Genomic DNA, 24,047 nt, shown 5'->3' on the forward strand with positions numbered 1-24,047 from the left:
CATGCTTGCACAACGCACACTCAAAACCTTGACCCAAGCCGTAGGCGTGGGTTTGCACAGTGGCCAGCGGGTCGAACTGACTTTGCGCCCTGCTGCACCCGACACGGGCATCGTGTTTCGCCGGGTCGATCTGCCGGAGCCTGTGGACATTCCTGTCCGAGCCGAATCGGTCACCGACACCCGCTTGGCCTCGACCATCTCGGTGGGCCAAGCCAAGGTTTTCACCGTCGAGCACCTGATGTCAGCTTGCGCTGGGCTGGGCATCGACAACCTGTATGTCGACATCACGGCCGAAGAAGTCCCCATCCTCGATGGCTCTGCCTCTTCTTTTGTCTTTTTGTTGCAAAGTGCGGGCATCGTCGAGCAAAACGCGCCCAAGCGGTTTTTGCGAGTGCTCAAGACGGTTCAGGTCAGCGAGGGCGAGGGCGCCAACATCAAGTGGGCCAAATTGGAGCCTTATCACGGCTACAAGCTCAGCTTCGAGATCGACTTTCGGCACCCTGCGGTGGACTCGACAGGCCAGCAGGTGATGTTTGACATGTCAGAGGGTGTGTATGCGCGCGACATTGCCCGTGCCCGCACGTTTGGCTTCACCAAAGATGTGGAGATGATGCGCGCCAACGGCTTGGCCTTGGGTGGTGGTTTGGACAACGCCATCGTCATGGACGATTACAAAGTCTTGAACGCCGACGGTTTGCGGTACGACGACGAGTTCGTCAAGCACAAAATCCTGGATGCCATGGGCGACCTCTATATCGTGGGCAAGCCCTTGTTGGCCGCCTACAGTGCCTTCCGTTCGGGTCACGCCATGAACAACCTGTTGCTTCGCGAGTTGCTGTCGCAGCCTGAAGCCTATGAGGTGGTGACTTTTGACAAAGCCAGTCAGGCCCCCAAAGGATTTGCGGCCCTTCAACCGGCTTGGTAAGCCGAAGGGTCGAGGTCAATCGACCTCATGCCAACCTCCAGATGAGTGTTCGGCTTCAGGCTTGACGGGCTTTTTGGGGCCAAAGCACGCAAGCGATGGAGGCCACCATCAAGCCCACAGCAGCCCAGTCTTGCCAATGCAGCAACTCATCGAGCCAAACCGCACCACTGAACACGCCCAGCACGGGAATCAGCATCACGCTCAGGGTCGACGCCACGGGCGGCAAACTGCGCGCCAGATAAAACCAGGCAGCGTGTGCAAAGCCAAACACCAACACCGCATTGAACACAATCGCAAACCAGTTGGATGGCGAGGGTGCCACCCATTGATCGGATTCAAACACCAGCGCCAGCACCGTCATCACACCGGTGGTCATCAAGGTCATCCAGAAAGAAATGGCCAAAGTGGGCACGGGCATGGAGGTGCGGCGTAGCATTTGCGTGCCCAACGCCCAAGTGCTCGCAGCTGCCAAAGCCAATAGCACGCCTGTGGGTTTGCCACTGAGATTGGCCAGTTCGTGCCACAACAGCAGCAGCACCCCCAGACTGGCGGCGGCAACACCTGCCCAAGAGCGCTTGGCCAGTTGGTCGCCAAAAAACCAAGCCCCCAACAAGGCCGAGAACATGGGCATGGTGTAACCCAAAATCGCCGCCCGGCCGCTCGACAAAGATTGCACCGCGATGATGATCAAGGCGTGCCAGATGAACATGTTGAACACCGCCAACACCAGCAGCTCACGCCAATGCGCACGGGGAATTCGAAACGGCACCTTCATGGCCACCAGGGCCAAACCCAAAACGGGTGTGCCCAGCCAAAGGCACAGGCTGCGAAACGTCAAGGGCGGAAAGCCGGTGACCCCCAACTTCATGATGGGCCAGTTGATGCCCCACACCAGGGTCAGCAAAACCAGCAGGGTCCATTGTGTGGAAGTCAATTTGTGCATGGTCCGCATCTTAGACGGCCCATGTCACAACAGGTGTCACCCAACCAGCTTCATGGCGCCCCCTTAAAATCATCGGCATGACCTTTTTAGACATGCTGCGCGCCGCTGAGCGCCAAAACGGCTCCATGCTCTGCGTGGGCCTGGACCCTGAACCCATCAAATTCCCGGACCGCTACAAAGGCGATGCCAACAAGATCTACGACTTTTGCGCCGCCATCGTAGACGCCACGGCCGACCTGGTCAGCAGTTTCAAGCCGCAAATCGCCTACTTTGCCGCGCACCGCGCCGAAGGCCAGCTCGAGCGCCTGATGGAACACATGCGCAGAGTGGCGCCCCATGTGCCCATCATTTTGGATGCCAAGCGCGGCGACATCGGTAGCACGGCCGAGCAATACGCCAAAGAAGCCTTTGAGCGCTATGGCGCCGATGCCGTGACCCTGTCGCCTTTCATGGGTTGGGATTCGGTGGCCCCCTACCTCAAGTACGAAGGCAAAGGCGCATTCTTGTTGTGCCGCACCTCCAACCCCGGCGGCGACGACCTGCAAAACCAGCGCCTGGCCTCTGTGGAGGGCCAGCCGCTGTTGTATGAACATGTGGCTCGTTTGGCCCAAGGCCCCTGGAACCTGAATGGCCAACTGGGTTTGGTGGTCGGTGCTACGTATCCCGCTGAGATTGAGCGCGTGCGCGAACTGGCCCCCTCCGTGCCTTTGCTGATTCCTGGTGTGGGTGCACAAGGCGGCGACGCCGTGGCCACCGTGAAAGCCGGCTGGCGGGCTCATGCCGACGGCAGCAGCGCTGGCGCGATCATCGTCAACTCATCGCGTGCGGTGCTGTATGCATCGAGTGCTAATGACTTTGCCGAGGCCGCACGCAAGGTGGCCATGCAGACCCGCGACACGCTCGAAGCGGCCAAGGCCTGAAGCCTTTGATGACCACCGCCGTCAAGCCAGCAACCGACGGCATGCATCGGATGGCCCTGCTGTCATTGCTGACCGCAGTCTTTCTCGGCTCTCTCGATCAGTCGGTGGCCAACACGGCCTTGCCTGCGATCGGTGCGGCCATGCAGCGCACGCCTGCCGAGTCGGTTTGGGTGGTCCATGCTTATCAGTTGGCCGTGGTGGCCGTGTTGTTGCCGCTGGCCACGTTGGGGGACCGCTGGGGCGCACGCAAGGTGTTTTTGCTGGGCATGTTGCTGTTCAATCTGGCGGCGCTGGGCAGCGCCTGTGCCACGAGCTTGGAGTGGTTGGCCTTTTTCCGTGCCATTCAGGGTGTGGGTGCGGCAGGGGTCATGAGTGTCAACTTGGCCCTGGTTCAGCGCATTTTCCCGCCTGAGAAGTTAGGGCGCGGTGCGGGGCTCAATGCCCTGATCGTGGGTTTGGGCTTCAGCTTGGGGCCGACAGTGGCCTCGTTGTTGCTGGCCGTCTTGCCTTGGCCCTGGTTGTTTGGTTTTCAGGCCCCGTTGGGCCTGATGGCCGGGTTGCTGGCGCGGCGTTACCTGCCTCGCACGGAAGCGGCAAAGACCGACGAGCCCTATGACCGTGTGCTGGCGCTGATGTCGGCTGTTTGCTTTGCTTCGCTGGTGTTCACGCTCAGTGCCATCGCGCAGCAAGAAGGTGTTGTCGTGGTGGTCGGCGCACTGTTGCTCATGTTGGGCAGCGGCTACTGCTTGTTGCGCCGCCAGCGAGGGCATGTGTCGCCTGTGCTGCCGATGGATTTGATGCGCAGGCCCTTGTTCAGCTTGTCGGTCTTCACCTCGTTCAGCGCTTTCACGACCCAAGGCTTGGCGTTCGTGGCTTTGCCTTTCTTTTTTCAACAGCAGCTGGGCCGCCCTCCCTTAGAAACGGGGGTGCTCATGTCGGTTTGGGCGCTGGTGGTGGCCATGATGGCACCCGTCGCAGGCACGCTGTCTGACCGATACCCACCCGCGATCCTGGGCGGTGTGGGCTTGAGCATTCTGAGCATGGGCATGGCCGGTTTGGGCGTGATGAGCGCCGATGTGCCGTTTGGCCTGATGGCGCTGTGCATGGCGCTGTGCGGTATGGGTTTTGGCTTGTTCCAGTCGCCGAATTTGCGCGCCATCATGACCAGTGCACCGGCCCACCGCACCAGTGGCGCCAGTGGCATGGTGGCCATGGCGCGGCTGATCGGACAGGCCAGCGGGGCGGCTTTGGTGGCCCTGTGTTTCAACTTGTTTGGGCCGCTGGGCGCGGGTCAAGCCATCCTATTGGGGGCCGTGGCGGCAGGCCTGGGGGCTGTGCTGAGCATGGCCCGACTGCGCGTTCGGTAAGGCGCGAGCTGGGATGCTCACCCCTGCGCCGCCTGCTGCACCTTGTAAACCAGCTTGCGCGCCATGCTCCAGCGGTGCACTTCGCTGGGGCCGTCGTACACCCGGAAGGCGCGCATGTCCAAGAAAATGCGCATGACCGGCGTTTCAGCCGTCACGCCTTGCCCTCCCAAAATCTGCACGCAGCGGTCCACCACGCGCCATTCGGCCTCGGAGCAAGCCACTTTGGCGCGGCTCGATTCAAAGCCGCCTTTGTGGCCTTGGTCGAGCAGCCAAGCCGTGTGCCAGATGTGCAGGCGGGCGGTGTGCAGGTCGATGTCGTTGTCGGCCAACATGAAGCCCACGCCTTCGTGTTCGGCCAGCGGTTTGCCAAAGGCTTGGCGGCGGCTGGCGTAGTCCAGTGCAATGTCGTGCGCACGGCGAGCCTGCCCCAGCCAGCGCATGCAGTGGGTCAGGCGTGCAGGGGCCAGCCGAATTTGGGCATAGCGAAAGCCTTGGCCAACTTCGCCCAGCACATCAGTGGCTGGCACGCGCAAGTTGTCAAAGCGCAGCACGCCATGCCCGCCGGTAAAGCAGTTGTCCATCGCGTCCATACTGCGTTCGTGCAAGATGCCGTCTTTCGCCATGTCGGTCAAGAACATGGTGGCGGTGCCGTCTTCCATGCGGGCCATGACGATGGCGTAGTCGGCCCCTTCGGCCCCGGTGATGAACCACTTGAGGCCGTTGATCACATAGTCATCACCATCACGCACAGCAGAGGTGGTGAGCATGGACGGGTCGGCCCCCGCGCCGGGTGCGGGTTCGGTCATGGCAAAGCATGAGCGCGTGAGGCCCGCTACTTGCGGGCGCAGCCAGCGTTCTTTTTGGGCTGGGGTGGCGACTTCTTCCATCAAATGGATGTTGCCTTCATCAGGGGCATGGATGTTGAGTGCGGTGGGCCCGAGGTTGGAATAGCCAGCTTCTTCAAAGACCACGGCTTTGGCCATGTGGCTCAGGCCCAGTCCACCCATTTCTTTGGACGCATGGGGCGTGAGCAAGCCCGCTGCGCGTGCGAGAGCCACCAGTTCTTCGCGCAGTTCTTTGGAGGGGCCATGCGGGCCGTGGCGTGGGTCGCCTTCTAGAGGGATGACCTGCTCTGCAATGAACTGCCGCGTGCGATCACGCAGGGCCGCAATGTCGGGTGGAATGTCGAAGTTCATGGGTCTGAGGTTTTTAGAAAAATCGTGAATAAAACGGTCATGCAATGATTGGAAGGCTTGGCGCTACCGTGTGCTGTCCGGCCTGTGACTTGCTGTCGCCCTTGTGTCTAAGGCTGGAGCTTTGAAGGCGGCTTGTCATTTGCGGGGCATGCCTGAAATCCAGCGGGTGCTAGTCTCTGCGAAACAACCTGCAAACCCGCCCATGCCCCCGCCAAAAGAAGGACACACCATGAAGCTTTACACCGCCTACCGCGCGCCCAGTCCCCGCCGGGTGTTGATGTTTTTGATCGAGAAAAACATCACCGGCATTGAGATGGTGAACATGGACTTGAATGGTGGCGAGCACCGCACACCGGCTTATTTGGCCAAAAGCCCCTTGGCCAAAGTGCCTGCGCTGGAGCTGGATGACGGCCGCGTGATCACCGAGACACGGGCCATCTGCACTTTGCTGGAGGGCCGCTTTCCCGAGCCCAACCTGATGGGCGTGGACGGCGACGAGCGCGGCTTCATCGAGATGGCCGACCGTCAGGTGGAGTTGTACTTGCTGGGCGGCATAGCGAATGCGATACGCCACAGCCACCCGGGCTTGGCTGCTTTGGAAAAGCCGCAGTTCCCCGAGTTCGGCCGCTCTCAGGCCGAGAAGGTGCGCGACGTGGCGCGCGGCTTTGACCGGCGCCTGCAAAGCCAGACCTTCATCGCCGGCGAGCGTTTCACCATTGCCGACATCACCGCATTTTGCGCGCTGGAGTTTGCGCGCGGCTTGATGAAGTTCGTACCCGGCGACGAGGGCATGCCAGCCCTGCAGGCTTGGCGCGACCGCATGAACGAGCGGCCCAGCGCCAAGGTTTGACGGTTCAAAAGAACGCCATCGTTCGAACTTCTATGCTTTCACGGGTGGCTGCATCTGGAAGCGTGTTGGGGTCTTCAAAGGCCGAGTGGCCCATGAAGCGGCAGCGACCGTCTGTGCTGGAATCGTAGGTCTTCAGCAGCAAAGCCTGGTGCGCTTGCATGTGCGGGAAATACACCCAACGGTGCTGTGGGTTGTGCCGCATGACGTAGATCTCCCCCGTGCGGTCACTGTATTTCAGGTCCATGCGCAACAGGTCTTCGGGGTCGTGGGTCTGTGCGTCGATCATGGCCAGAGGCAACTCTTCAACCCGTTGGTACAAAGGCTTCCACACGTTGTAAAAAGCCACACGGTTTTGCAGCAGGGTTTCGGCCCTGTCTTTCACCACGTCTCTGACACGCTGTGGGCCGCTCAAGACGGTGTAATCGCTGTGCACCAACAAGACAGCTGGACGCTGGGCTTCTGTCTGAACCTTCAGGTCGGCAGGCATTCGTTTGCGAATGGTGTGGTCAAAGACCACCACTTCGCGTGCGCCAGTATGGCGCTTGACGTAGTCGATGACCTGTAGATAAAACACCTGCCTGATCAGCTCCTCGTTGTCGAATTGGGTGTACTGCGCGCTGAACTCGTGCAGTTCAAAGCCTTGCTTATCGACTGAAAGCTGATCCACTTCATGCCATCCATCGTGGATCGATACGGCGTGTGTATCGGTTCCAGGTGGGTTGAGATCAGGTTTGTGCAGGGGTTCGTAAAAATAGTAATCAATCGGTCGACCGTTGTCGACCGAGTAATTCATGTCTGCTTGGACGACATTCATGGTCATCATGCATCAGCCTTTTGGGTGGTGAAGCCTTCACCGATCCAGGTATTTTCCCAGCAAGGCAGGGCTTCAATGTGGTCAAACATCCAGCGACGGATGTGGGGGAAATTGGCGAGTGGTAACTGTTGCCACCCGTGCAAGTGCATGGGCGATGCAATGGCGATGTCTGCGATGGTGGGTTGGGGTGTACCCGCTATCCATTGGTGCGACGCCAGACGCGCTTCCAGAATGCCAGCCAGTTTGTTGAAGTTTTGCAACTGCGCTTCCAGGATAGCGGGGTCAGCTGAACCGCCCAGCAATGGTTTGACGCAGTTTTCAACCAGGTAAACATAGCAGCTGGGGAACCAGCTGGATGACTCCCAAAGTAACCAACGCTGAATGTCTGCTCGGGTTTGAAGGTCGGTGGGGTAATGGGCGGCGGCTTGATGCTTGTCTGCCGCATACATGAGGATCGCATTCGATTCCCACAAAATGAAATCACCATCTTTCATGGCGGGCAAAGCAGCATTGGGGTTGAGGGCCATGAATGTGTCTGATTTTTGTTCGGCCTTGAAATAGTCCACATGGACCAGTTCGTAAGGCACTTTCATCAGTTGCAGTCCCGCGAGGACTTTGCGGCAATTGACGGTGATCGGGTCGGCGTAAATGTGCATGTTTGTCTCCTGTTGTGGGGTCTTGGATGGCGGTCAATGCTTGGACCGCCAAACAATTCTCAATTCGGCCAATGGTTTCCACAATATGATTGAAAAGAAACCGAGTGTCCTTAAAATGGAAACAATGAATGCACTTCAGGTGTTTTTCTGAGGGCGCATGATGGGTCAACAGGAGTGTCCGAATGATCAGCTCTGACATGCTGATGGCTTTTACCAAAGTGGCAGAAAACCTGAGCGTCAGCAAAGCCGCGCTGGCGTTGTCTGTCGGTAAAAGTGTGGTCAGCAAAAGGATTGCGCAACTCGAAACCCATTTGGGAGCCACCTTGTTCAGCCGAAGTACGCGCCATATTGCGCTGACCGCTGCTGGTGAGACCTACCTTGAACATGCCCAACAAGCCTTGCTGGAATTGAGTGCTGGTGAGGAACGGTTGACGGCCTTGCGTTCGGATTTGAGAGGTCGAATTCGGGTGACAGCGCCAGTCTCCTGGGGGCAGCGAATTCTGTGCAAAAAAATGCCGGAGTTTCTTCGCATGCATCCGGGTATTGAGCTCGAGTTGGTGTTGTCAGACCGGATGATGGACCTCGCTTACGAGCGGATGGATGTCGCTTTCAGGTGGAGTTCTTTGCAGGACAGCAAAGAGCTTTTTATGAAATCCGTCAGCACCATTGATTGGGTTCTGGTGTGCGCACCGCAATACATTGCGGCGCATGGTGAGCCTTCATCACCTCAAGAACTGGAAGAGCATTTGTGCTTGTTTTATTGGCGGGAACCTTCGGACGACTGGTGGGTCTTAAAGTCAGGCGATCAAGTGTCGCGCGTGAAAGTCAGTGGCCGTTACCACGTGGACAGTCCTGACGCCGTCCTGGAGGCGTGCTTGCAAGGCTTGGGGATAGCTTTGTTGCCTGATTACCTTTGCGCCGATGCAATTGGGGACCAGCGTTTGCTCAAGGTATTGCCTCAATGGATTCCGCAAACCCGGTTCGGCAACCAGATCACACTGATGTCCCCACCGGACAGGATGCGGGTGCGGCGCAAAGAGGTGTTCATTGATTTTGTTGTCAATGCCTTGGTTTGAAATGGTTTGAGCGGCCTTGCAGGCTTGGCGCGACCGCATGAACGAGCGGCCCAGCGCCAAGGTTTGATCGGCTGAAAACGATCAGCTGAACACGCCGCCGTAGTCCTTGCGCAGTTCGTTTTTCTGAACCTTGCCAGTGCCGCCCACGGGCAAGGATTCGAGGAAGACCACATCGTCGGGCACCCACCACTTGGCCACTTTGGTGGCCAAAAAGTCCAGAATCTCTTGCTTTTCGACGGTTTGCCCCGGCTTGCGCACGATGAACAGCAGCGGGCGCTCGTCCCACTTGGGATGCTTGACGCCAATCACGGCGGCCATGGCCACAGCGGGGTGCCCGATGGCGGCGTTTTCCAGATCGATCGAGCTGATCCACTCGCCGCCGGTCTTGATGACGTCCTTGGTGCGGTCGCGGATCTGCATGGTGCCTTGTGCATCGATGGTGGCGATATCGCCCGTGGGGAACCAGCCGTCTACCAATGCGGTTTTTTCGGCCTTGAAGTAGCGCTCCACGATCCATTGACCGCGCACCATCAGCTCGCCTTGGGATGTGCCGTCGCGCGGCAGGGTGCTGCCGTTTTCATCCACAATTTTGATCTCGATGCCCGAGACCGCGCGGCCTTGCTTGGCCACGATGGCGTGTTGTTCAGCTGCAGGTTTTTGGCGGTCGGTACGGGTCAGCAAGCTCATGGTGGCCACTGCGGTGGTTTCGGTCATGCCCCAGCCGTGGCGCACCTCCACGCCATAGACGTCCACGAACTTGGCGATCAGCGCCATGGGCATGGCCGAGCCGCCCACGCAGGTGCGCTTCATGTGGGCAAAGCGCAAGTTGTTTTGCTCCACATGCTGGATCAGGCCCATCCATATGGTGGGCACGCCTGCGCTGATGGTGACCTGCTCAGCGTCCATCAGCTCGTACAAGCTGGGGCCGTCGAGCTTGGGGCCAGGCAGGACCAGCTTGGTGCCCGCAACGAGTGCGGCGTAAGGGATACACCAGGCGTTGATGTGGAACATGGGCACCACGGGCAAGATGGTTTCTTGTGCAGACAGGCCCAGCACATCGGGCATGCAGCCGGTGGTGGCGTTCATGACGATGGCGCGGTGTGAATACAGCACGCCCTTGGGGTTGCCGGTGGTGCCCGAGGTGTAGCACAGCGCTGCGCCGGTGCTTTCATCGAGAGCGGGCCAGTCAAAGCGGTCAGACAGGCCTGCGATCAGGTCTTCGTAGTTCAACACGTCAACACCGTCAATGGCGGGTGTGTTGGCCGCATCGGCCAGGCACACCCAGGCGCGGACTTTGGGGCAATGCGCGGCAATGCCTTTGACCAATGGCGCAAAGGTGGCGTCAAACAGCACCACTTCGTCTTCGGCGTGGTTGATCACATAAATGAGTTGCTGCGGGTGCAGGCGCGGGTTGCAGGTGTGCATGACCATGCCACTGCCCGAGACCGCGTAATATGCCTCCAAGTGGCGGTGGTTGTTCCAGGCGATCGACCCGACGGCGCTGCCGGCTTTCAGGCCCATCTGCGCCAGGGCGTTGGCCAGTTGACGGGAGCGGCGGGCCACTTGGGCATAGGTGCTGCGGTGCAACGGGCCGTGCGTCTCGCGTGAGACGACTTCTTGCTCGCCAAACTGTGCAGCGCCGTGTTCAAGAATGCCCGAAATGAGCAGGGGGCGGTTCATCATGAGGCCGGTTTGAGGCATGTTTGTCTCCAGTGTTTTGATTGATTTACAGCAGCGCCGCGTACACCAGGTTGCGGAACAGGGGGCGATAGTAGTCCCTTTGGTTTGGCGCTTGAATCATCAGCATGGCATACATGTCGAGCGCCGGGTCTATGAAAAAAGTGGTGCCCGCGATGCCCCCCCAGTAATACAGGCCCACCGAGCCGGGCACAGGCGACATGCCCAAATGGGTGCGCACAGCAAATCCGAGGCCAAAACCGTGGCCCGGGGGCAGCAGGGTGCCATCGGCCGGGATGCTTCCTAAGTGGTCGGCGGTCATGAAGTCCACCGTGTGCGGCCCCAGCAGGCGCACGCCGTTCAGCTCGCCCCGGTTGCGCAGGCATTGCAAAAAGCGGGTGTAGTCCATCGCGGTGGACATGAGGCCACCACCACCGCCTTCCATGGCGGGCACTTCTCGGGGTTCGAGCACCTTCATGGGCACGCCGCCATCGGGGTCGTGGGCAAAGGGCTCGGCAATCCGGTGTTGCTGCGCGGGGGGCACGGCAAAGCCCGTGTCCACCATGCCCAATGGGCCAAAGATTTCAGTTTGCATGAATGCGCCTAAACCCTGCCCGCTGACCACTTCAACCAGCCTGCCCAGCACATCGGTGGCGCGGCTGTAGGCCCACACGCTGCGGGGTTGGAACTGCAGCGGCAAGGCAGCCAATGTTTCTGAGAACTCGGCATTGGTCCGTTCACGCGAGGCGATCATGACTTGGTCGTATTGCCTTTGCACGGGCGAATCTCCCAAAAATTCATAGGTCAGTCCCGCGGTGTGGCGCAACAGGTCTTGCACCGTGGCGGCTTGCTGCACCGGCTCTAGGCCGCTGGCCGTGGCCACTTGCTGGTTCGCAAACTCGGGCAACCAGCGGCTGACGGGGTCGCTCAAGAGTAACTGACCGCGCTCTACCAGCATCATCACCGCCACCGACACGACCGGCTTGGTCATCGAATAAATGCGGAAGATGCTGTCGGTTTGCATGGGCGTGCCCGTAGCGGGGTCTTGCTGGCCCACGGCCTCGAACAGGGCGATTTGGCCGCGCCGAGCGATCATGGCCACGGCACCGGGTAACCTGCCGCTGCCCACTTCGCGGCGCAGCACATCCATCAGGCGCTGCGTGCGCTCGGGGCAAAGGCCCACGTCGGTGGGTTGGACGTGGGGCAATGTGGGGTGTGTGGTCATCGGGTGCTCCGGTTGAGGGATGTTTTGTACACCAGCCTTGTGGCATGGGGTATCTCCTGCGGCGCAGCGGTTGCTTGGCCTTGTCGCCCATGCGTCAAAGGCCATAACCCTCGCGCTGTGCGAGCCTTGTTAGACTGAATTCATGCGCATTTCAGAACTCTCTGCCAAGACCCAAGTGTCGGTGCACCGCTTGCGTCGCTACGAGGCTGACGGCCTCATTGACAGTCTGCGATTGGCCAATGGTTACCGCGAGTATGACGCGAAGACCGTCAAGCACGTCATCTTCATTGCCATGTCTCGGGAGATGGGATTTTCGCTGCCCTTTATTGCCGAGTATTTGCCACGCTTCAAAGCGGGCAAGTTGTCACCGCAAGACATGATCGAGGCGATCCTGGCGCGTGTGGCCGAGATCGACCAGCTCATGAGTGAGCAAAAAGCACTTCGTCAAAAACTGATGGACCACATCGGTTGGTTCAAAACCCAAGCCAGGAGAAAACCATGAGTCCCATTGAGATGCTGAAAAAAATCAACACCATGGCCGAATTCAACCGCTGGTGTGGCATTGAAGTGACGGTGGCAGAGCCCGGCTTTGTGGAAATCCAGATGCCTTGGCGCCCTGAGGTCGGACAGTATTCAGGCTTTTTGCATGCGGGCCTGATTGGCACACTGATCGATACCGCGTGTGGTTTTGCAGCAGGTACTGTGGCGGGACCGAACTTGTTGGCCGCTAACTTTTCGGTCAACTGCTTGCGCCCTGCCGTGGGGCAAAAATTCATTGCCAGAGCGCGCGTGGTCAAACCCGGCAAAGCACAGGTGTTCACCAGCTGTGATTTGTTTGCGGTGGACGCAGAGGGAGAAAAGCTGGTGGCGAATGGTCAGACTTTGCTGACGGTGGTCGCCGCTTAAGCGGTGCAGCGCGGCCAATGGCCCTCAAGCAGCAGGTGCTGCAAACCGCTCGCGCAAATAGGCCACGATCTCGGTCGAGTCTTGCAGCCAACGGGTTTGACCATCGGCTTCAGTGATCTTCAGGCACGGCACCTTGGTCGCGCCACTGCCTTGCTGCAATTCATTTCGGTTGGCTGCATGGTGCTGCGCATCGCGCTTTTCTATGGGCAGCGACAAGCGGCGCATTTCCTGGCGTACTTTGATGCAAAAAGGGCAGGTGCTGAACTGGTACAGCGCCAGACTTTGGCATTGCTGGTCCACGTTGGCTTGCGCCGCAGGCTCGCGCACCACGCCAGCCGGTTGGGTCAGCCGTTCTTTAAGCAACATGACGGGGCCGAGCACCAAGCGCAGGGTTCGGAAAAAGGCACGGATGACGGTTTTCATAGGGGGTTCAACAGTTCAAAAGTGGGTGGAAGAAAGAACAGGCAGCGCCGTCACAACAACCGCGCCAAATAGTGGCCCGTGAAGCTCGTCTTGTTTTTGGCCAATTGTTCAGGCGTGCCTTCACCCAGCACCGTGCCACCGCCCGCGCCGCCTTCAGGCCCCATGTCGATCAGCCAGTCGGCGGTTTTGATCACGTCGAGGTTGTGTTCGATGATGACGATGGTATTGCCCGCGTCGCGCAGCTGGTGCAAGACTTTCAGCAACAGGGCAATGTCGGCAAAGTGCAGGCCGGTGGTGGGTTCGTCCAGGATGTAGAGCGTGCGGCCGGTATCGCGTTTGGACAGTTCCAGCGCGAGTTTGACGCGTTGCGCCTCACCGCCAGACAAGGTGGTGGCGCTTTGGCCCAGGCGGATGTAGGTCAGGCCCACATCGAGCAGAGTTTGCAGTTTGCGCGCGATGTTGGGTACAGCACTGAAGAACTGGTGCGCGGCTTCCACCGTCATGTTCAGAATCTGCGCGATGTTCTGGCCCTTGTATTGCACTTCGAGGGTTTCGCGGTTGTAGCGCATGCCGTGGCACACGTCGCAGGGCACATACACGTCGGGCAAAAAGTGCATCTCTACTTTGACCATGCCATCGCCTTGGCAGGCTTCACAGCGGCCGCCACCTGACGATGCACTCACATTGAAGCTGAAACGTCCCGGGCCGTAACCGCGCTCGCGCGCGGCAGGCACCTCGGCCATCAGCTCGCGAATGTGGGTGAACAGGCCGGTGTAGGTGGCCGGGTTGCTGCGCGGCGTGCGGCCAATCGGCGACTGGTCGACGTTGATGACCTTGTCGAAATGCTCCAAGCCTTTGATCTCTTCGTGGGCTGCTGCTTCGTCGTGCGCCCGGTGAATCTGGTGCGCCGCAGCGGTATAGAGCGTGTCATTGACCAAGGTGGATTTGCCTGAACCCGACACACCAGTCACGCAGGTGAGCAGACCCACGGGAAATTTCACATTCACGTTCTTCAGGTTGTTGCCCGAGGCCCCGACGATTTCGATGAAGTCTTTGCCTGGCTTGTGGCGTTTCGGAATCTCGATCTTCTTGCGGCCCGACATGTACTGGCCCGTGACCGAATCGGGTGCGGCCATGATGTCGGCGCAGCTGCCTTGCGCCATGACGCGCCCGCCGTGTAAGCCTGCGCCCGGTCCCATGTCGATGACGTGGTCGGCCACACGGATCATGTCTTCGTCGTGCTCGACCACCAGCACACTGTTGCCGATGTCGCGCAGGTGTTGCAGCGTGCCGATCAACCGGTCGTTGTCGCGCTGGTGCAGGCCAATGCTCGGTTCGTCCAGCACATACATCACGCCAGTCAGCCCTGAGCCAATCTGGCTGGCCAGGCGGATGCGTTGAGATTCACCGCCAGAAAGGGTGTCGGCACTGCGGTCCAGGCTCAAATAATTCAGACCCACGTCGTTGAGGAACTTCAAACGCAGCGCGATCTCGCGCACCACCTTGTCGGCGATCTCGGCCTTGGCTCCGTGCATTTTCAGGCCCTGAAAATACTGCTGCGATTCGCCCAGGGTGATGTGGCTGATCTCGTAAATGGCGCGGGCCTGATCGCCTTCGCCAATGCGTACATGGCGGGCTTCGCGCCGCAAGCGCGTGCCTTGGCAATCGTTGCAGGCCTGCATGTTGCGGTAACGCGCCAGGTCTTCGCGCACCACGGCCGAGTCTGTCTCGCGGTAGCGCCGCGTCATGTTGGGGATGATCCCTTCAAACGGGTGCTTTTTGCTGACCTTTTTGCCTTGCGAGGCCCCGGACTCCATGGTGTAACTGAACTTGATCTCTTCATCGCCTGAGCCGTGCAGCAACACCTGTTGATGGGTGGGTGCGAGTTTTTCAAACGGCGCCTCGATGTCAAACTGGTAATGTTTGGCCAGGCTTTCGAGCATGCTGAAGTAAAAACCGTTGCGCCTGTCCCAACCCTTGATGGCGCCACTGGCCAAGCTGAGCGAGGGGAAGGCCACCACGCGTTCGGGATCAAAAAACGCCATGCTGCCAATGCCGTCGCAAGTGGGGCAAGCGCCCATGGGCGAGTTGAACGAGAACAACCTCGGCTCCAGCTCGCTGATGGAATAGGTACACACAGGGCACGAAAACTTGGCGTTGAACAGGTGTTCTTTGCCGGTGTCCATTTCCAGCGCCACCGCGCGGTGTTCGGCCAGATGCAGCGCTGCTTCAAAGCTCTCGGCCAGGCGCTGGCGCAGGGCGTCGCGGGCTTTTGCATCCTCCTCAGAGCGGACTTTGATCCGATCCACCACCACGTCGATGTTGTGTTTTTCGGTTTTCTTCAGCGTGGGCAAGTCTTCCACTTCAAAGGTCTGTCCATTGATGCGAAAACGCACATAACCCAGCGCCTGCATCTGCTCGAAGACTTTTTCAAACTCGCCTTTTTTCTCGCGCGCAATGGGCGCCAGGATCATCAGCTTGGTGTCTTCGGGCAAGGCCAGCACCGTGTCCACCATCTGGCTCACGGTCTGCGCCTGCAGGGGCAGCATGTGGTCGGGGCAGTAGGGTGTTCCGGCGCGGGCAAACAGCAGGCGCAGGTAGTCGTGGATTTCGGTCACCGTGCCCACGGTGGAGCGTGGGTTGTGGCTGGTGGCTTTTTGTTCGATGGATATCGCAGGCGAGAGGCCCTCGATCAGGTCCACATCGGGCTTGTCCATCAATTGCAAAAACTGCCGTGCATAGGCCGACAGGCTTTCCACATAGCGGCGCTGACCTTCGGCATACAACGTGTCAAAGGCCAAGCTGGACTTGCCCGAGCCCGACAGCCCGGTGATCACCACCAGCTGGTTGCGCGGGATGTCCAGGTCGATATTTTTCAGGTTGTGGGTGCGCGCCCCCCGCACGCTGATGTGGCTTTGCCGCAGCGCTGAGGCCAAATACCGCGCTGCATCGGGTTCATCGGGCATGAGAGGGGAATCTACAAGGTTCACAGTGGGCGGCCAAATCAGCAAAACCTTCGATTATCCCTGCTGGCGCTTTGGTGGGCGGAGCCTGTGTTTGATCAGGGACAATGGCGTTTTGGTTTTTGCCTTTTGATTTGCCTGCTGTGGCCGTTTTTGTGCACCCTCAATTTTCAGATGCTTTGGACATGACATCCAACGAGCGCCGCGCCACCGCCTCGTTGGCCAGCATTTTTGCGCTGCGCATGCTGGGTTTGTTTCTGGTTTTGCCGGTCTTTGCTCTGGAGGCTCGCCGTTACCCCGGCGGCGAAGACCCGGTCTGGCTGGGCTTGGCCATGGGCATTTATGGCTTGACGCAGGGCCTTTTGCAGTTGCCGTTTGGCATGGCCTCAGACCGTTTCGGCCGTAAGCGCGTCATTGTGCTGGGCTTGCTGATCTTCGCTTTGGGCAGTTTTTGGGCGGCTGCGGCCACCGACCTGATGGGTTTGATGCTCGGGCGCAGCTTGCAAGGTGCAGGGGCAGTGTCGGCTGCTGTCACAGCTTTGCTGGCCGATTTGACGCGTGATGAAGTGCGGACCAGGGCCATGGCTTTTGTGGGTGGAAGCATCGGCTTGATGTTCGCTTTGTCTTTGGTGGTGTCGCCTTTGCTGACGGCCTGGATCGGTCTGTCTGGGCTTTTTGGGCTCACGGGCTTGCTGGCTTTGCTGGGTATCGGGGTGGTTGTTTGGTGTGTGCCTCCTGCACCCTTGCCTTTGACTGGGCAGGGTCGCAGCCGGTTGCGAGATGTGCTGGCCCATGCCGATCTGATGCGTTTGAATGTCGGTGTATTTGTCTTGCATGCCGTGCAGTTGGCCATGTGGGTGTCGGTGCCGGCCTTGCTTGTGCAAGCGGGATTGCCGACTGCGCGGCACTGGCAGGTGTATTTGCCAGCAGTTTCTTTGTCTTTTTTGTTTTTGGGGGTGGTATTTGCCGCCGAACGGCGCGGGTATCTGAAAAAAGTCTTTCTTTTTTCGATCTTTCTGATCGCTTTGGTGGAGGTTGGCTTGCTGGTGCAGTCGGCAGGCTCCACCAGTTTGAGCGGTATGGCGCTCTTACTGCTCGTGTTTTTCTGTGGTTTCAATGCGCTGGAGGCCACCCAGCCCAGTTTGGCCTCGCGCATCGCGCCCCCTGCCATGCGGGGCACGGCCATGGGGGTTTACAACACGCTGCAGTCGCGGGGGTTTTTTATCGGCGGTCTGGGTGGCGGCTGGCTGGTCAAGTCTTGGGGCACCCCGGTGCTTTTTTTGTGCTGTGGTGTGGCCATCTTGGTCTGGCTGCTGGTGGCTTGGCCCATGCAAATGCCGGGCCGTGGGCGGACGGTCGGGCCAGCGCCCTGAGAGAAGGCTTGGGCGGCTGTAACCCACGCCAAGGGGTCGGATTGGCCCCATAATTGCTGCATCTTTTGAGGAGTTTTCATGGCATCCGTCAACAAAGTCATCATCGTCGGCAACTTGGGTGCCGACCCCGAAACCCGCTACTTGCCCTCTGGCGATGCGGTCACCAGTATCCGCGTGGCCACCACGGACCGCTACAAAGACAAACAGACCGGCGAGATGAAAGAGGCCACCGAGTGGCACAGCATCAGCTTTTTTGCCAAGTTGGCCGAGATCGCAGGCCAGTACCTGCGTAAAGGCAGTCAGGTGTATGTCGAGGGTAGCCTGCGCACCCGCAAGTACACCGACAAAAACGGCGTTGAGAAATACGCGACCGACATCCGTGCCGACAGCATGCAAATGCTGGGCAGCCGTCAAGGCATGGGCGGCCCATCTGAAGACGGTGGCGGCAGCGGTGGTGGCTATGCGCCTCGCGCAGCTGCACCCAACCGTCCCGCTGCTGCACCTGCGAGCCGACCTGCCGCAGCTACCAAGCCTGCTGCCAGCAATTTTGACGACATGGATGACGACATTCCTTTCTAATCAAAGCGCTCTTGGCGCACTGCCTCAACCCGTGGCCAAGCCCACGGGTTTTTTTATGGACTGACCCAGTACCGAGCCGCTGCCCTGTGGGATGAAGTTGCGGGACTGGTGTCTGCGTTGATGGCTTGGCTATTTGCGGCCACTTTGACCAGTATTTGGCAGGGTCAATTGCTTGTGCCGGAACCGCCTGCTGCTTGAGGTTGAGAAAGCGTTTTGGCCTTTGAGAGCAATTTCTTGTGGCCCCTTTGGCGGTTGCGGCCCAGCTCGGTCAGAATAGGCGCATGAACGAAATCACCTCCAGGTTCTTACCGCCAGAAGACGCCCAAAGGCGCGAGTTGCACAACGAAGTGCATGCGCGTCCGCCAGCCCGGGTCAGGTTGCCAGCGCTGATCGTTTATGTGGCGCTGCTCAACGAGGGCGTTTCGAGGGAGCAAGAATGGGCCCATTTGCGGCTTTTGCCGGGTCATGCTGATTTGGGGCTGGACCAATTGCAGGGCAATTTTTTACGTTTGCGCTGCGACCACTTCACCGTCAAATGGGAGCGGCATACCGAGTTCACCCGTTACTCCATTGTGCAAAATTTACCGGCGAATGCGCAATGGGGCGCCGACTTGCCCGAGTTGGCGCCGCATGTGGCCGTTGGCACCTACTGGCTGCGCGGTTTGCCTGGCCAAACCATGGCCGCCATTGAACTGGGCATGTTGCCGGTCGACATCGAGTCGCCCGATTTGATCGCCAAGGCCCAAAGCTGGTTGGGTGAGGGGACGGTTTTGGCGTCTCGGATGGGCAATACGGCCGAGGGCCTTTCCCATTCGTGCATCCTGACCCATTTCCGGATTGGGTCCGATGGTTTCGAGCGCATGTTGGTGGTGGCCCCAGAGAACACCAGTGAGGCCAGGGCCGGACGCATTTCTCAGCGCTTGCTCGAGTTGGAAACTTACCGCTTGATGGCTTTGAGGGGCTTGCCGGTGGCCAAAAACTTGTCGACCATGTTGTCAGCGGCCGAAGCGCAATTGGCCGACATCACGGGTTTGCTGGAGCGCAAGGGCGAGACCGATCAGGCTTTGCTGGATTTGTTGGTGTCTTTGGCGGCGCGCATCGAACGCGCCACGGCCGAACATGGCTTCAGGTTTTCTGCCACACGCGCTTACGACACCCTGGTCGGCCAACGCCTGACCGAATTGCGTGAGCGGCCCATTTCGGGCACGCAAACGCTGGGTGAGTTCATGCAGCGGCGTTTGTCGCCTGCCATGGCCACTGTGATGGCCACCGAAAAGCGGTTGGCGTCTTTGGCAGAGCGGGTTTCCCGCACCAGTGCCTTGCTGCGTACCCGGGTGGACATTGCGACCGAGGCCCAAAATCAGGTCTTGCTGGAAAAACTCACCCGGGGTCAAGAACTGCAACTGCGCTTGCAAGTCACAGTGGAAGGCCTGTCCATGGCCGCTATTTCTTATTACGTGGTGAGTTTGTTGCTATACGCCTTCAAGGGCTTGAAAGCTTATGGCTTGCCGTTCAATCCAGAGATCGCCGTGGCCATGCTGCTGCCTTTGGTGTTGTGGAGCGTGTGGCGCAGCCGCCAGAAAATCCACGAAAAACTGCAGCGATCGGACACTTGATTCATGGAGTTGAGGCAACTTCGGTATTTTGTGCGGGTGGTGGAGATGGGCAGCATCAGCCGGGCCGCCTTGGATCTGAACCTGGTGCAATCGGCATTGAGCCAGCAAATCACCCGCTTGGAGAGTGAGCTGAGTACGCGCCTTTTGCAGCGCAGCCCCCAAGGCGTTACGCCCACCGAGGCGGGCGTGGCGTTTTTCCGGGAGGCGCAATTGACCTTGCGTCACGCCGAGCAGGCCATACGCGCTGCCCAGCAGGCGCGTCTGACGGGGACGGTGAGCGTGGGTTTGGCGCCGACCACTGCGGCAGTGCTGGGTTTGCCGCTGATGCAGGCCATGCGCGAGCGTTACCCGGATGTGCGCTTGCACATGGTCGAGAGTTTGTCGGGCCACTTGTCGACCATGCTCAATGCCCGGCAGCTGGATCTGGCAGTCCTGTTTGACTTGCCGATGGCAGGTGGCCAATCCTTGCAGGCAGCCAGGCGCTGGAGTGTTTTGCCGCTGATTGAAGAAGATATTTTTCTCATTTCTGCACGATCGACCAGAGCCAAAAAATTTCCTCAAAGCCTGCGCATGTCTCAGCTGTGTGATGAGCCGCTGATTTTGCCGACGGGGCCGCATGGCTTGCGCAGTGGTCTGAATGCAGCATTTTCTCGAGCCAAGGTGGATCCGCTTGTGGTCATGGAAATGGACTCCTTGGCCATGCTGATGGATGCCGTGAGCGCAGGCCTGGGCTCTACTCTGCAACCTTGGGCAGCCGTAGCGCGGCTGCAAGGGGCTACCGAGAGCCTTTGCATGACGCGCATTACCGATCATCAAGTCAAACGTGTTAATTTTTTATGCGGTTTGTCGGATGATGAATTGTCGCCTGCAGCCTTGGCAACCCGCGTCGTTATGGCGGATTGTGTGCGCACTCTGGTTCGGTCAGGTGTCTGGTTGGGCGCGAGCCTGAGTGTTCCAGCATCCCATGTTGAGGGGGGCCAAGTGCAGGCGGGTGGTTCAGCAGGCCAAACTCTCCGCGGATTGAAACGGTCCATCAGCCAGTAGTCATCACTTTTCATGATACCCCCATCCTTTGGCGCTGGTGCACAGCCCAGTGTTCAGGGAATACATTTGAAAATTAATTTTCAAATGGGAGTTTTCATGGACTTGCAACTCAAAGACAAAACCGCCCTTGTGACTGGGGCCAGCGTGGGCATTGGGCGTGGCATTGCCAAAGCTCTGGCCGTCGAAGGCGTGCGTGTAGCGGTGTCAGCCCGTCGCGTGGACAAGTTGCGCGAGCTGGCGGATGAAATTGTGGCCGCTGGTGGACATGCACCTGTGATCATCGAGTCGGACCTGTATGCGGACGACGCAGCCAAGCGCTTGGCAGAGGCGGCTTTGGCGGGTCTGGGCAGCGTGGACATTTTGGTGAACAACGCTGGCGGCTCGCGCAGTTTCAAGGAGTTGCATGTGAGCGAAGAGGCTTGGCAAGAAGCCATCACCTTGAACTTTCACCGTCCACGCCAAGTGGCCGATGCTTTGATCGACCAAATGATTGAACGCAAGTGGGGCCGCATCATCAACATCACCGGCAAGAGCGAACCCGAACACACCAACGGTGCGTTTTGCGCCAAGGCGGGCATGCACAGCTGGGCCAAGGGTTTGTCACGCATGGTCGGCAAGCATGGGGTCACGGTGAACTGCGTGCCACCGGGGCGCATCCATTCCGAGCAGATTTTCCGCAACTACACACCCGAGTACCGCCAGTGGCAGTGCGACAACGAAATTCCTGTAGGCCGCTATGGCGAGCCAGAAGACATGGCCAACCTGGTCACCTTCCTGGCCTCGCCTTTGGCCAGTTACATCACGGGAGCTGTGATCCCAGTTGACGGTGGTTTGCGCAAATACCAGTTCTGATCTGATTTGGGCTTCGTGCCCTGTGCCTTTGCCCTGAAAGTGTTTATGACGGTCGATGTTTTGGTGATTGGCGGCGGTAACGCGGCCTTGTGTGCGGCGCTCATGGCCCGCGAAGCCGGTGCCAGTGTGATGCTGCTCGAATCGGCGCCGCGCGAGTGGCGCGGCGGCAATTCTGGCCACACACGCAATTTGCGCTGCATGCACGATGCACCGCAAGATGTCTTGGTCGATGCCTACCCGGAAGAAGAGTTCTGGCAAGACCTGCTCAAGGTCACCGGCGGCCTGACCAACGAGCATCTGGCCCGCTTGGCAATTCGCCACTCAGCCACCTGCCGCCCTTGGATGGTCAAGCATGGCGTGCGCTTTCAGCCTTCGCTGTCTGGGGCTTTGCACACAGCCCGCACCAATGCTTTTTTCATGGGTGGCGGCAAGGCGCTCGTCAATGCTTTTTACCGCAGCGCCGAAAATTTGGGTGTGAAAATTCACTACAACGCAGAGGTTGATGCGGTTGAGCTGGATGAAGGACGGTTTGTGGCAGCGTCCGTCATGCACAAGCAAGCCGATGGCAGCGTGCGGCGCGAACGCATTGAGGCCCGCTCTTGCGTGCTGGCGGCGGGTGGTTTTGAGTCCAACCGCGAGTGGTTGCGTGAGGCCTGGGGTCAAAACGAGCGCGGCGAATACCCAGCAGATCAGTTTTTGATTCGGGGCACGCGATTTAACCAAGGCGTGCTGCTCAAGCACATGCTGGACCAAGGCGCTGACCGCATTGGGGACCCGACGCAGGCGCACATGGTGGCCATCGATGCCCGTGCACCCTTGTACGACGGCGGTATTTGCACCCGCATCGACTGCGTGTCTTTGGGCGTGGTCGTGAACCGCGAAGCGCGGCGCTTTTACGACGAAGGCGAAGATTTTTGGCCCAAGCGCTACGCGATCTGGGGCCGTTTGGTGGCGCAGCAGCCGGGGCAGGTGGCGTATTCCATCATCGATGCCAAGGCGGTGGGCCGTTTCATGCCGCCCGTGTTTGAAGGCACCCAGGCGGATAGCCTGCCTGAGTTGGCCCGCAAGCTGGGCTTGGACGAGGCCACGTTCATGCAAACCCTGAACGATTACAACGCCGCTTGCCGCGAAGGCAAGTTTGACCACACGGCGTTGGACGATTGCCACACCGAAGGGGTCACGCCCGCCAAAACCCACTGGGCCAGGCCGTTGGACACTGCGCCTTACTACGCTTACGCCGTCAGGCCCGGCGTGACTTTCACCTATTTGGGATTGAAAACCGATGAGACCACCGCTGTGCGATTCAACGACCAGCCCAGCCCCAATTTGTTTGTGGCAGGGGAAATGATGGCGGGCAATGTTCTGGGCAAGGGCTACACCGCTGGCGTGGGCATGACGATTGGCACGGCCTTTGGCCGCATCGCGGGTGAGCAAGCGGCCCAAGCTGTGCAAGCCCAAAAGGAAGGAGCTTCCCATGCAAACGCTTGAACTCCTGACGCGTGACGCCCGTGCCCTGGCGCTTGGTGAGTTGACAGCCCCGGAAGCCGAAGTGGCGCGGCAGATGCAAATTTGCAATGGCTGCCGTTATTGCGAAGGTTTTTGTGCCGTGTTCCCAGCCATGACTCGGCGCTTGGAGTTTGGCAAGGCCGATATCCATTACATGGCCAACCTGTGCCACAACTGCGGCGCATGTTTGCATGCTTGCCAGTACGCACCGCCGCACGACTTTGCCATCAATGTGCCCAAAGCCATGGCCCAGGTTCGCGGCCAGACCTATGCCGATTACGCCTGGCCACCGGCCTTGGGCAGTTTGTACCAGCGCAATGGCTTGACCCTGTCGGTGGCGCTCGCTTTGGGCTTGGCACTCTTTTTGGCGCTGGCCATGCTGCGCCAAGGCACCTTGTGGGGGGCGCCAGTGGCAGGTGGCTTTTACGCGGTGTTTCCTCACAATTTGATGGTGAGCCTGTTTGCGCCCATCTTCTTGTTTGCGGTGTTGGCGCTGGCCCTCGGTGTTCGGCGCTTTTGGCGCGACGTGACGCCTGCCACCAGCGGTGCCGACCTGACGCCGCCTGCTGCTGCCGAGGCTGCGCACGACGCTTTGCGCCTGAAGTACTTGGACGGCGGCCACGGCGAAGGTTGCCACAACGAAGACGATGCGTGGACCCACGCCCGCAGGCGTTACCACCACCTGACGTTTTACGGTTTCATGTTGTGTTTTGCCGCCACCAGCGTGGCCACGCTGTACCACTATGTGTTGGGCTGGCCCGCACCGTATGACCTGACCACCTTGCCCAAGTTGCTGGGTGTCATTGGCGGGGTGAGCCTGACAGTGGGCACGGCTGGTTTGTGGCGATTGAACCTGCGCCGCCACCCAGAGCATGGTGACGCCGCACAAAAGCCCATGGACAGGGGCTTCATCGCCTTGTTGTTCTTGGTCAGCGTGACGGGTTTGCTCTTGTGGCTGCTCGGTCAAACAGCGGCCATGCCCTCGATGTTGGCGGTGCACTTGGGTGCGGTGATGGCCTTGTTCTTGACCTTGCCGTATGGCAAGTTTGCGCACGGTGTTTTCCGCACAGCGGCTTTGCTGCGCTTTGCCATCGAAAAGCGTCAACCCAACCGCTTGGGGCTGGGCGGGGAATAAA

22 protein-coding genes are annotated in these 24,047 nt (G+C 59.4%); 14 read left to right on the forward strand and 8 right to left on the reverse strand.

All coding sequences use genetic code 11. The features are described from left to right. Position 1 precedes the first annotated feature (1 nt). Positions 2 to 925, forward strand: coding sequence for a UDP-3-O-acyl-N-acetylglucosamine deacetylase (lpxC, locus tag Q1M54_RS01635; RefSeq protein WP_300552985.1), 924 nt, complete (start codon positions 2 to 4; stop codon positions 923 to 925). Between the two features lie 55 nt (positions 926 to 980). On the opposite strand, the gene Q1M54_RS01640 is transcribed toward lpxC, so the two are convergent. Next, the gene (locus Q1M54_RS01640) at positions 981 to 1,868 is read right to left on the reverse strand and encodes a DMT family transporter (protein WP_300552987.1); all 888 of its coding nucleotides are present in this window, start codon (positions 1,866 to 1,868) and stop codon (positions 981 to 983) included. Positions 1,869 to 1,945: 77 nt separating this feature from the next. Here Q1M54_RS01640 and pyrF point away from each other — a divergent pair, with 77 nt between their 5' ends. Together pyrF and Q1M54_RS01650 are read left to right on the forward strand one after the other, a co-directional pair. After that, positions 1,946 to 2,788, forward strand: coding sequence for an orotidine-5'-phosphate decarboxylase (pyrF, locus tag Q1M54_RS01645; RefSeq protein ID WP_300552989.1), 843 nt, complete (start codon positions 1,946 to 1,948; stop codon positions 2,786 to 2,788). Between the two features lie 8 nt (positions 2,789 to 2,796). Then, complete coding sequence (locus tag Q1M54_RS01650) at positions 2,797 to 4,155, forward strand: MFS transporter (RefSeq protein WP_300552992.1); 1,359 nt, start codon at positions 2,797 to 2,799, stop codon at positions 4,153 to 4,155. A 17-nt stretch (positions 4,156 to 4,172) separates the two neighbouring features. On the opposite strand, the gene Q1M54_RS01655 is transcribed toward Q1M54_RS01650, so the two are convergent. Beyond that, positions 4,173 to 5,351 (reverse strand): acyl-CoA dehydrogenase family protein, encoded by a 1,179-nt coding sequence (locus tag Q1M54_RS01655; RefSeq protein ID WP_300552995.1) that lies wholly within the window; start codon positions 5,349 to 5,351, stop codon positions 4,173 to 4,175. Positions 5,352 to 5,580: 229 nt separating this feature from the next. Here Q1M54_RS01655 and Q1M54_RS01660 point away from each other — a divergent pair, with 229 nt between their 5' ends. Further along, positions 5,581 to 6,201 carry a glutathione S-transferase family protein gene (locus Q1M54_RS01660; protein WP_300552997.1) on the forward strand — a complete coding sequence of 207 codons (621 nt, stop codon included), beginning with the start codon at positions 5,581 to 5,583 and terminating at the stop codon, positions 6,199 to 6,201. 4 nt (positions 6,202 to 6,205) lie between these two features. Here the strand turns inward: Q1M54_RS01660 and Q1M54_RS01665 are convergent, their stop codons facing one another. Together Q1M54_RS01665 and Q1M54_RS01670 are read right to left on the reverse strand one after the other, a co-directional pair. Further along, positions 6,206 to 7,024: a CmcJ/NvfI family oxidoreductase gene (locus tag Q1M54_RS01665; protein WP_300553000.1), complete on the reverse strand. Its 819-nt coding sequence runs from the start codon at positions 7,022 to 7,024 to the stop codon at positions 6,206 to 6,208. After that, the gene (locus Q1M54_RS01670) at positions 7,021 to 7,671 is read right to left on the reverse strand and encodes a glutathione S-transferase family protein (RefSeq protein ID WP_300553002.1); all 651 of its coding nucleotides are present in this window, start codon (positions 7,669 to 7,671) and stop codon (positions 7,021 to 7,023) included. The genes Q1M54_RS01665 and Q1M54_RS01670 overlap by 4 nt, the downstream gene beginning before the upstream one ends. Before the next feature lie 182 nt (positions 7,672 to 7,853). Here Q1M54_RS01670 and Q1M54_RS01675 point away from each other — a divergent pair, with 182 nt between their 5' ends. Then, positions 7,854 to 8,747, forward strand: coding sequence for a LysR family transcriptional regulator (locus Q1M54_RS01675; protein WP_300553004.1), 894 nt, complete (start codon positions 7,854 to 7,856; stop codon positions 8,745 to 8,747). Between the two features lie 81 nt (positions 8,748 to 8,828). Here Q1M54_RS01675 and Q1M54_RS01680 read toward each other — a convergent pair whose 3' ends face one another. Next, entirely contained in the window at positions 8,829 to 10,448 is a 1,620-nt protein-coding gene (locus Q1M54_RS01680; RefSeq protein WP_300553007.1) for a long-chain-fatty-acid--CoA ligase, read from the reverse strand. 25 nt (positions 10,449 to 10,473) lie between these two features. Next, on the reverse strand, positions 10,474 to 11,649 hold the full coding sequence (locus Q1M54_RS01685) for a serine hydrolase domain-containing protein (protein WP_300553009.1): 1,176 nt from the start codon (positions 11,647 to 11,649) through the stop codon (positions 10,474 to 10,476). A 142-nt stretch (positions 11,650 to 11,791) separates the two neighbouring features. Here Q1M54_RS01685 and Q1M54_RS01690 point away from each other — a divergent pair, with 142 nt between their 5' ends. Further along, positions 11,792 to 12,151, forward strand: coding sequence for a MerR family transcriptional regulator (locus Q1M54_RS01690; RefSeq protein WP_300553012.1), 360 nt, complete (start codon positions 11,792 to 11,794; stop codon positions 12,149 to 12,151). Next, complete coding sequence (locus Q1M54_RS01695) at positions 12,148 to 12,555, forward strand: PaaI family thioesterase (protein WP_300553015.1); 408 nt, start codon at positions 12,148 to 12,150, stop codon at positions 12,553 to 12,555. Before Q1M54_RS01690 ends, Q1M54_RS01695 begins: the two co-directional genes overlap by 4 nt. 24 nt (positions 12,556 to 12,579) lie before the next feature. Here the strand turns inward: Q1M54_RS01695 and Q1M54_RS01700 are convergent, their stop codons facing one another. Then, positions 12,580 to 12,978: a glutaredoxin gene (locus Q1M54_RS01700; protein ID WP_300553017.1), complete on the reverse strand. Its 399-nt coding sequence runs from the start codon at positions 12,976 to 12,978 to the stop codon at positions 12,580 to 12,582. 50 nt (positions 12,979 to 13,028) lie between these two features. Further along, a complete protein-coding gene (gene uvrA, locus Q1M54_RS01705) occupies positions 13,029 to 15,944 on the reverse strand; it encodes an excinuclease ABC subunit UvrA (RefSeq protein WP_300553019.1) in 2,916 nt (971 codons plus the stop codon). 182 nt (positions 15,945 to 16,126) lie between these two features. Here uvrA and Q1M54_RS01710 point away from each other — a divergent pair, with 182 nt between their 5' ends. From Q1M54_RS01710 to tcuB, 7 genes are all read left to right on the forward strand, one after another. Next, a complete protein-coding gene (locus Q1M54_RS01710; RefSeq protein ID WP_300553430.1) occupies positions 16,127 to 17,314 on the forward strand; it encodes an MFS transporter in 1,188 nt (395 codons plus the stop codon). Positions 17,315 to 17,392: 78 nt separating this feature from the next. Continuing rightward, positions 17,393 to 17,893, forward strand: coding sequence for a single-stranded DNA-binding protein (gene ssb, locus Q1M54_RS01715; RefSeq protein ID WP_300553021.1), 501 nt, complete (start codon positions 17,393 to 17,395; stop codon positions 17,891 to 17,893). Positions 17,894 to 18,174: 281 nt separating this feature from the next. Then, positions 18,175 to 19,509 (forward strand): DUF3422 domain-containing protein, encoded by a 1,335-nt coding sequence (locus tag Q1M54_RS01720; protein ID WP_300553023.1) that lies wholly within the window; start codon positions 18,175 to 18,177, stop codon positions 19,507 to 19,509. 3 nt (positions 19,510 to 19,512) lie between these two features. Then, on the forward strand, positions 19,513 to 20,553 hold the full coding sequence (locus Q1M54_RS01725) for a LysR substrate-binding domain-containing protein (RefSeq protein WP_300553025.1): 1,041 nt from the start codon (positions 19,513 to 19,515) through the stop codon (positions 20,551 to 20,553). A 96-nt stretch (positions 20,554 to 20,649) separates the two neighbouring features. Further along, positions 20,650 to 21,405: an SDR family oxidoreductase gene (locus Q1M54_RS01730; RefSeq protein WP_300553027.1), complete on the forward strand. Its 756-nt coding sequence runs from the start codon at positions 20,650 to 20,652 to the stop codon at positions 21,403 to 21,405. 45 nt (positions 21,406 to 21,450) lie between these two features. Beyond that, the gene (gene tcuA / locus Q1M54_RS01735) at positions 21,451 to 22,893 is read left to right on the forward strand and encodes an FAD-dependent tricarballylate dehydrogenase TcuA (protein ID WP_300553029.1); all 1,443 of its coding nucleotides are present in this window, start codon (positions 21,451 to 21,453) and stop codon (positions 22,891 to 22,893) included. Then, positions 22,880 to 24,046: a tricarballylate utilization 4Fe-4S protein TcuB gene (tcuB, locus tag Q1M54_RS01740; protein ID WP_300553032.1), complete on the forward strand. Its 1,167-nt coding sequence runs from the start codon at positions 22,880 to 22,882 to the stop codon at positions 24,044 to 24,046. The genes tcuA and tcuB overlap by 14 nt, the downstream gene beginning before the upstream one ends. The last annotated feature ends 1 nt before the right edge of the window (position 24,047 follow it).

It is taken from the genome of Limnohabitans sp. Rim8, from assembly GCF_943326455.1.
In the GTDB taxonomy this organism is placed as follows: Bacteria; Pseudomonadota; Gammaproteobacteria; order Burkholderiales; family Burkholderiaceae_C; genus Limnohabitans_A.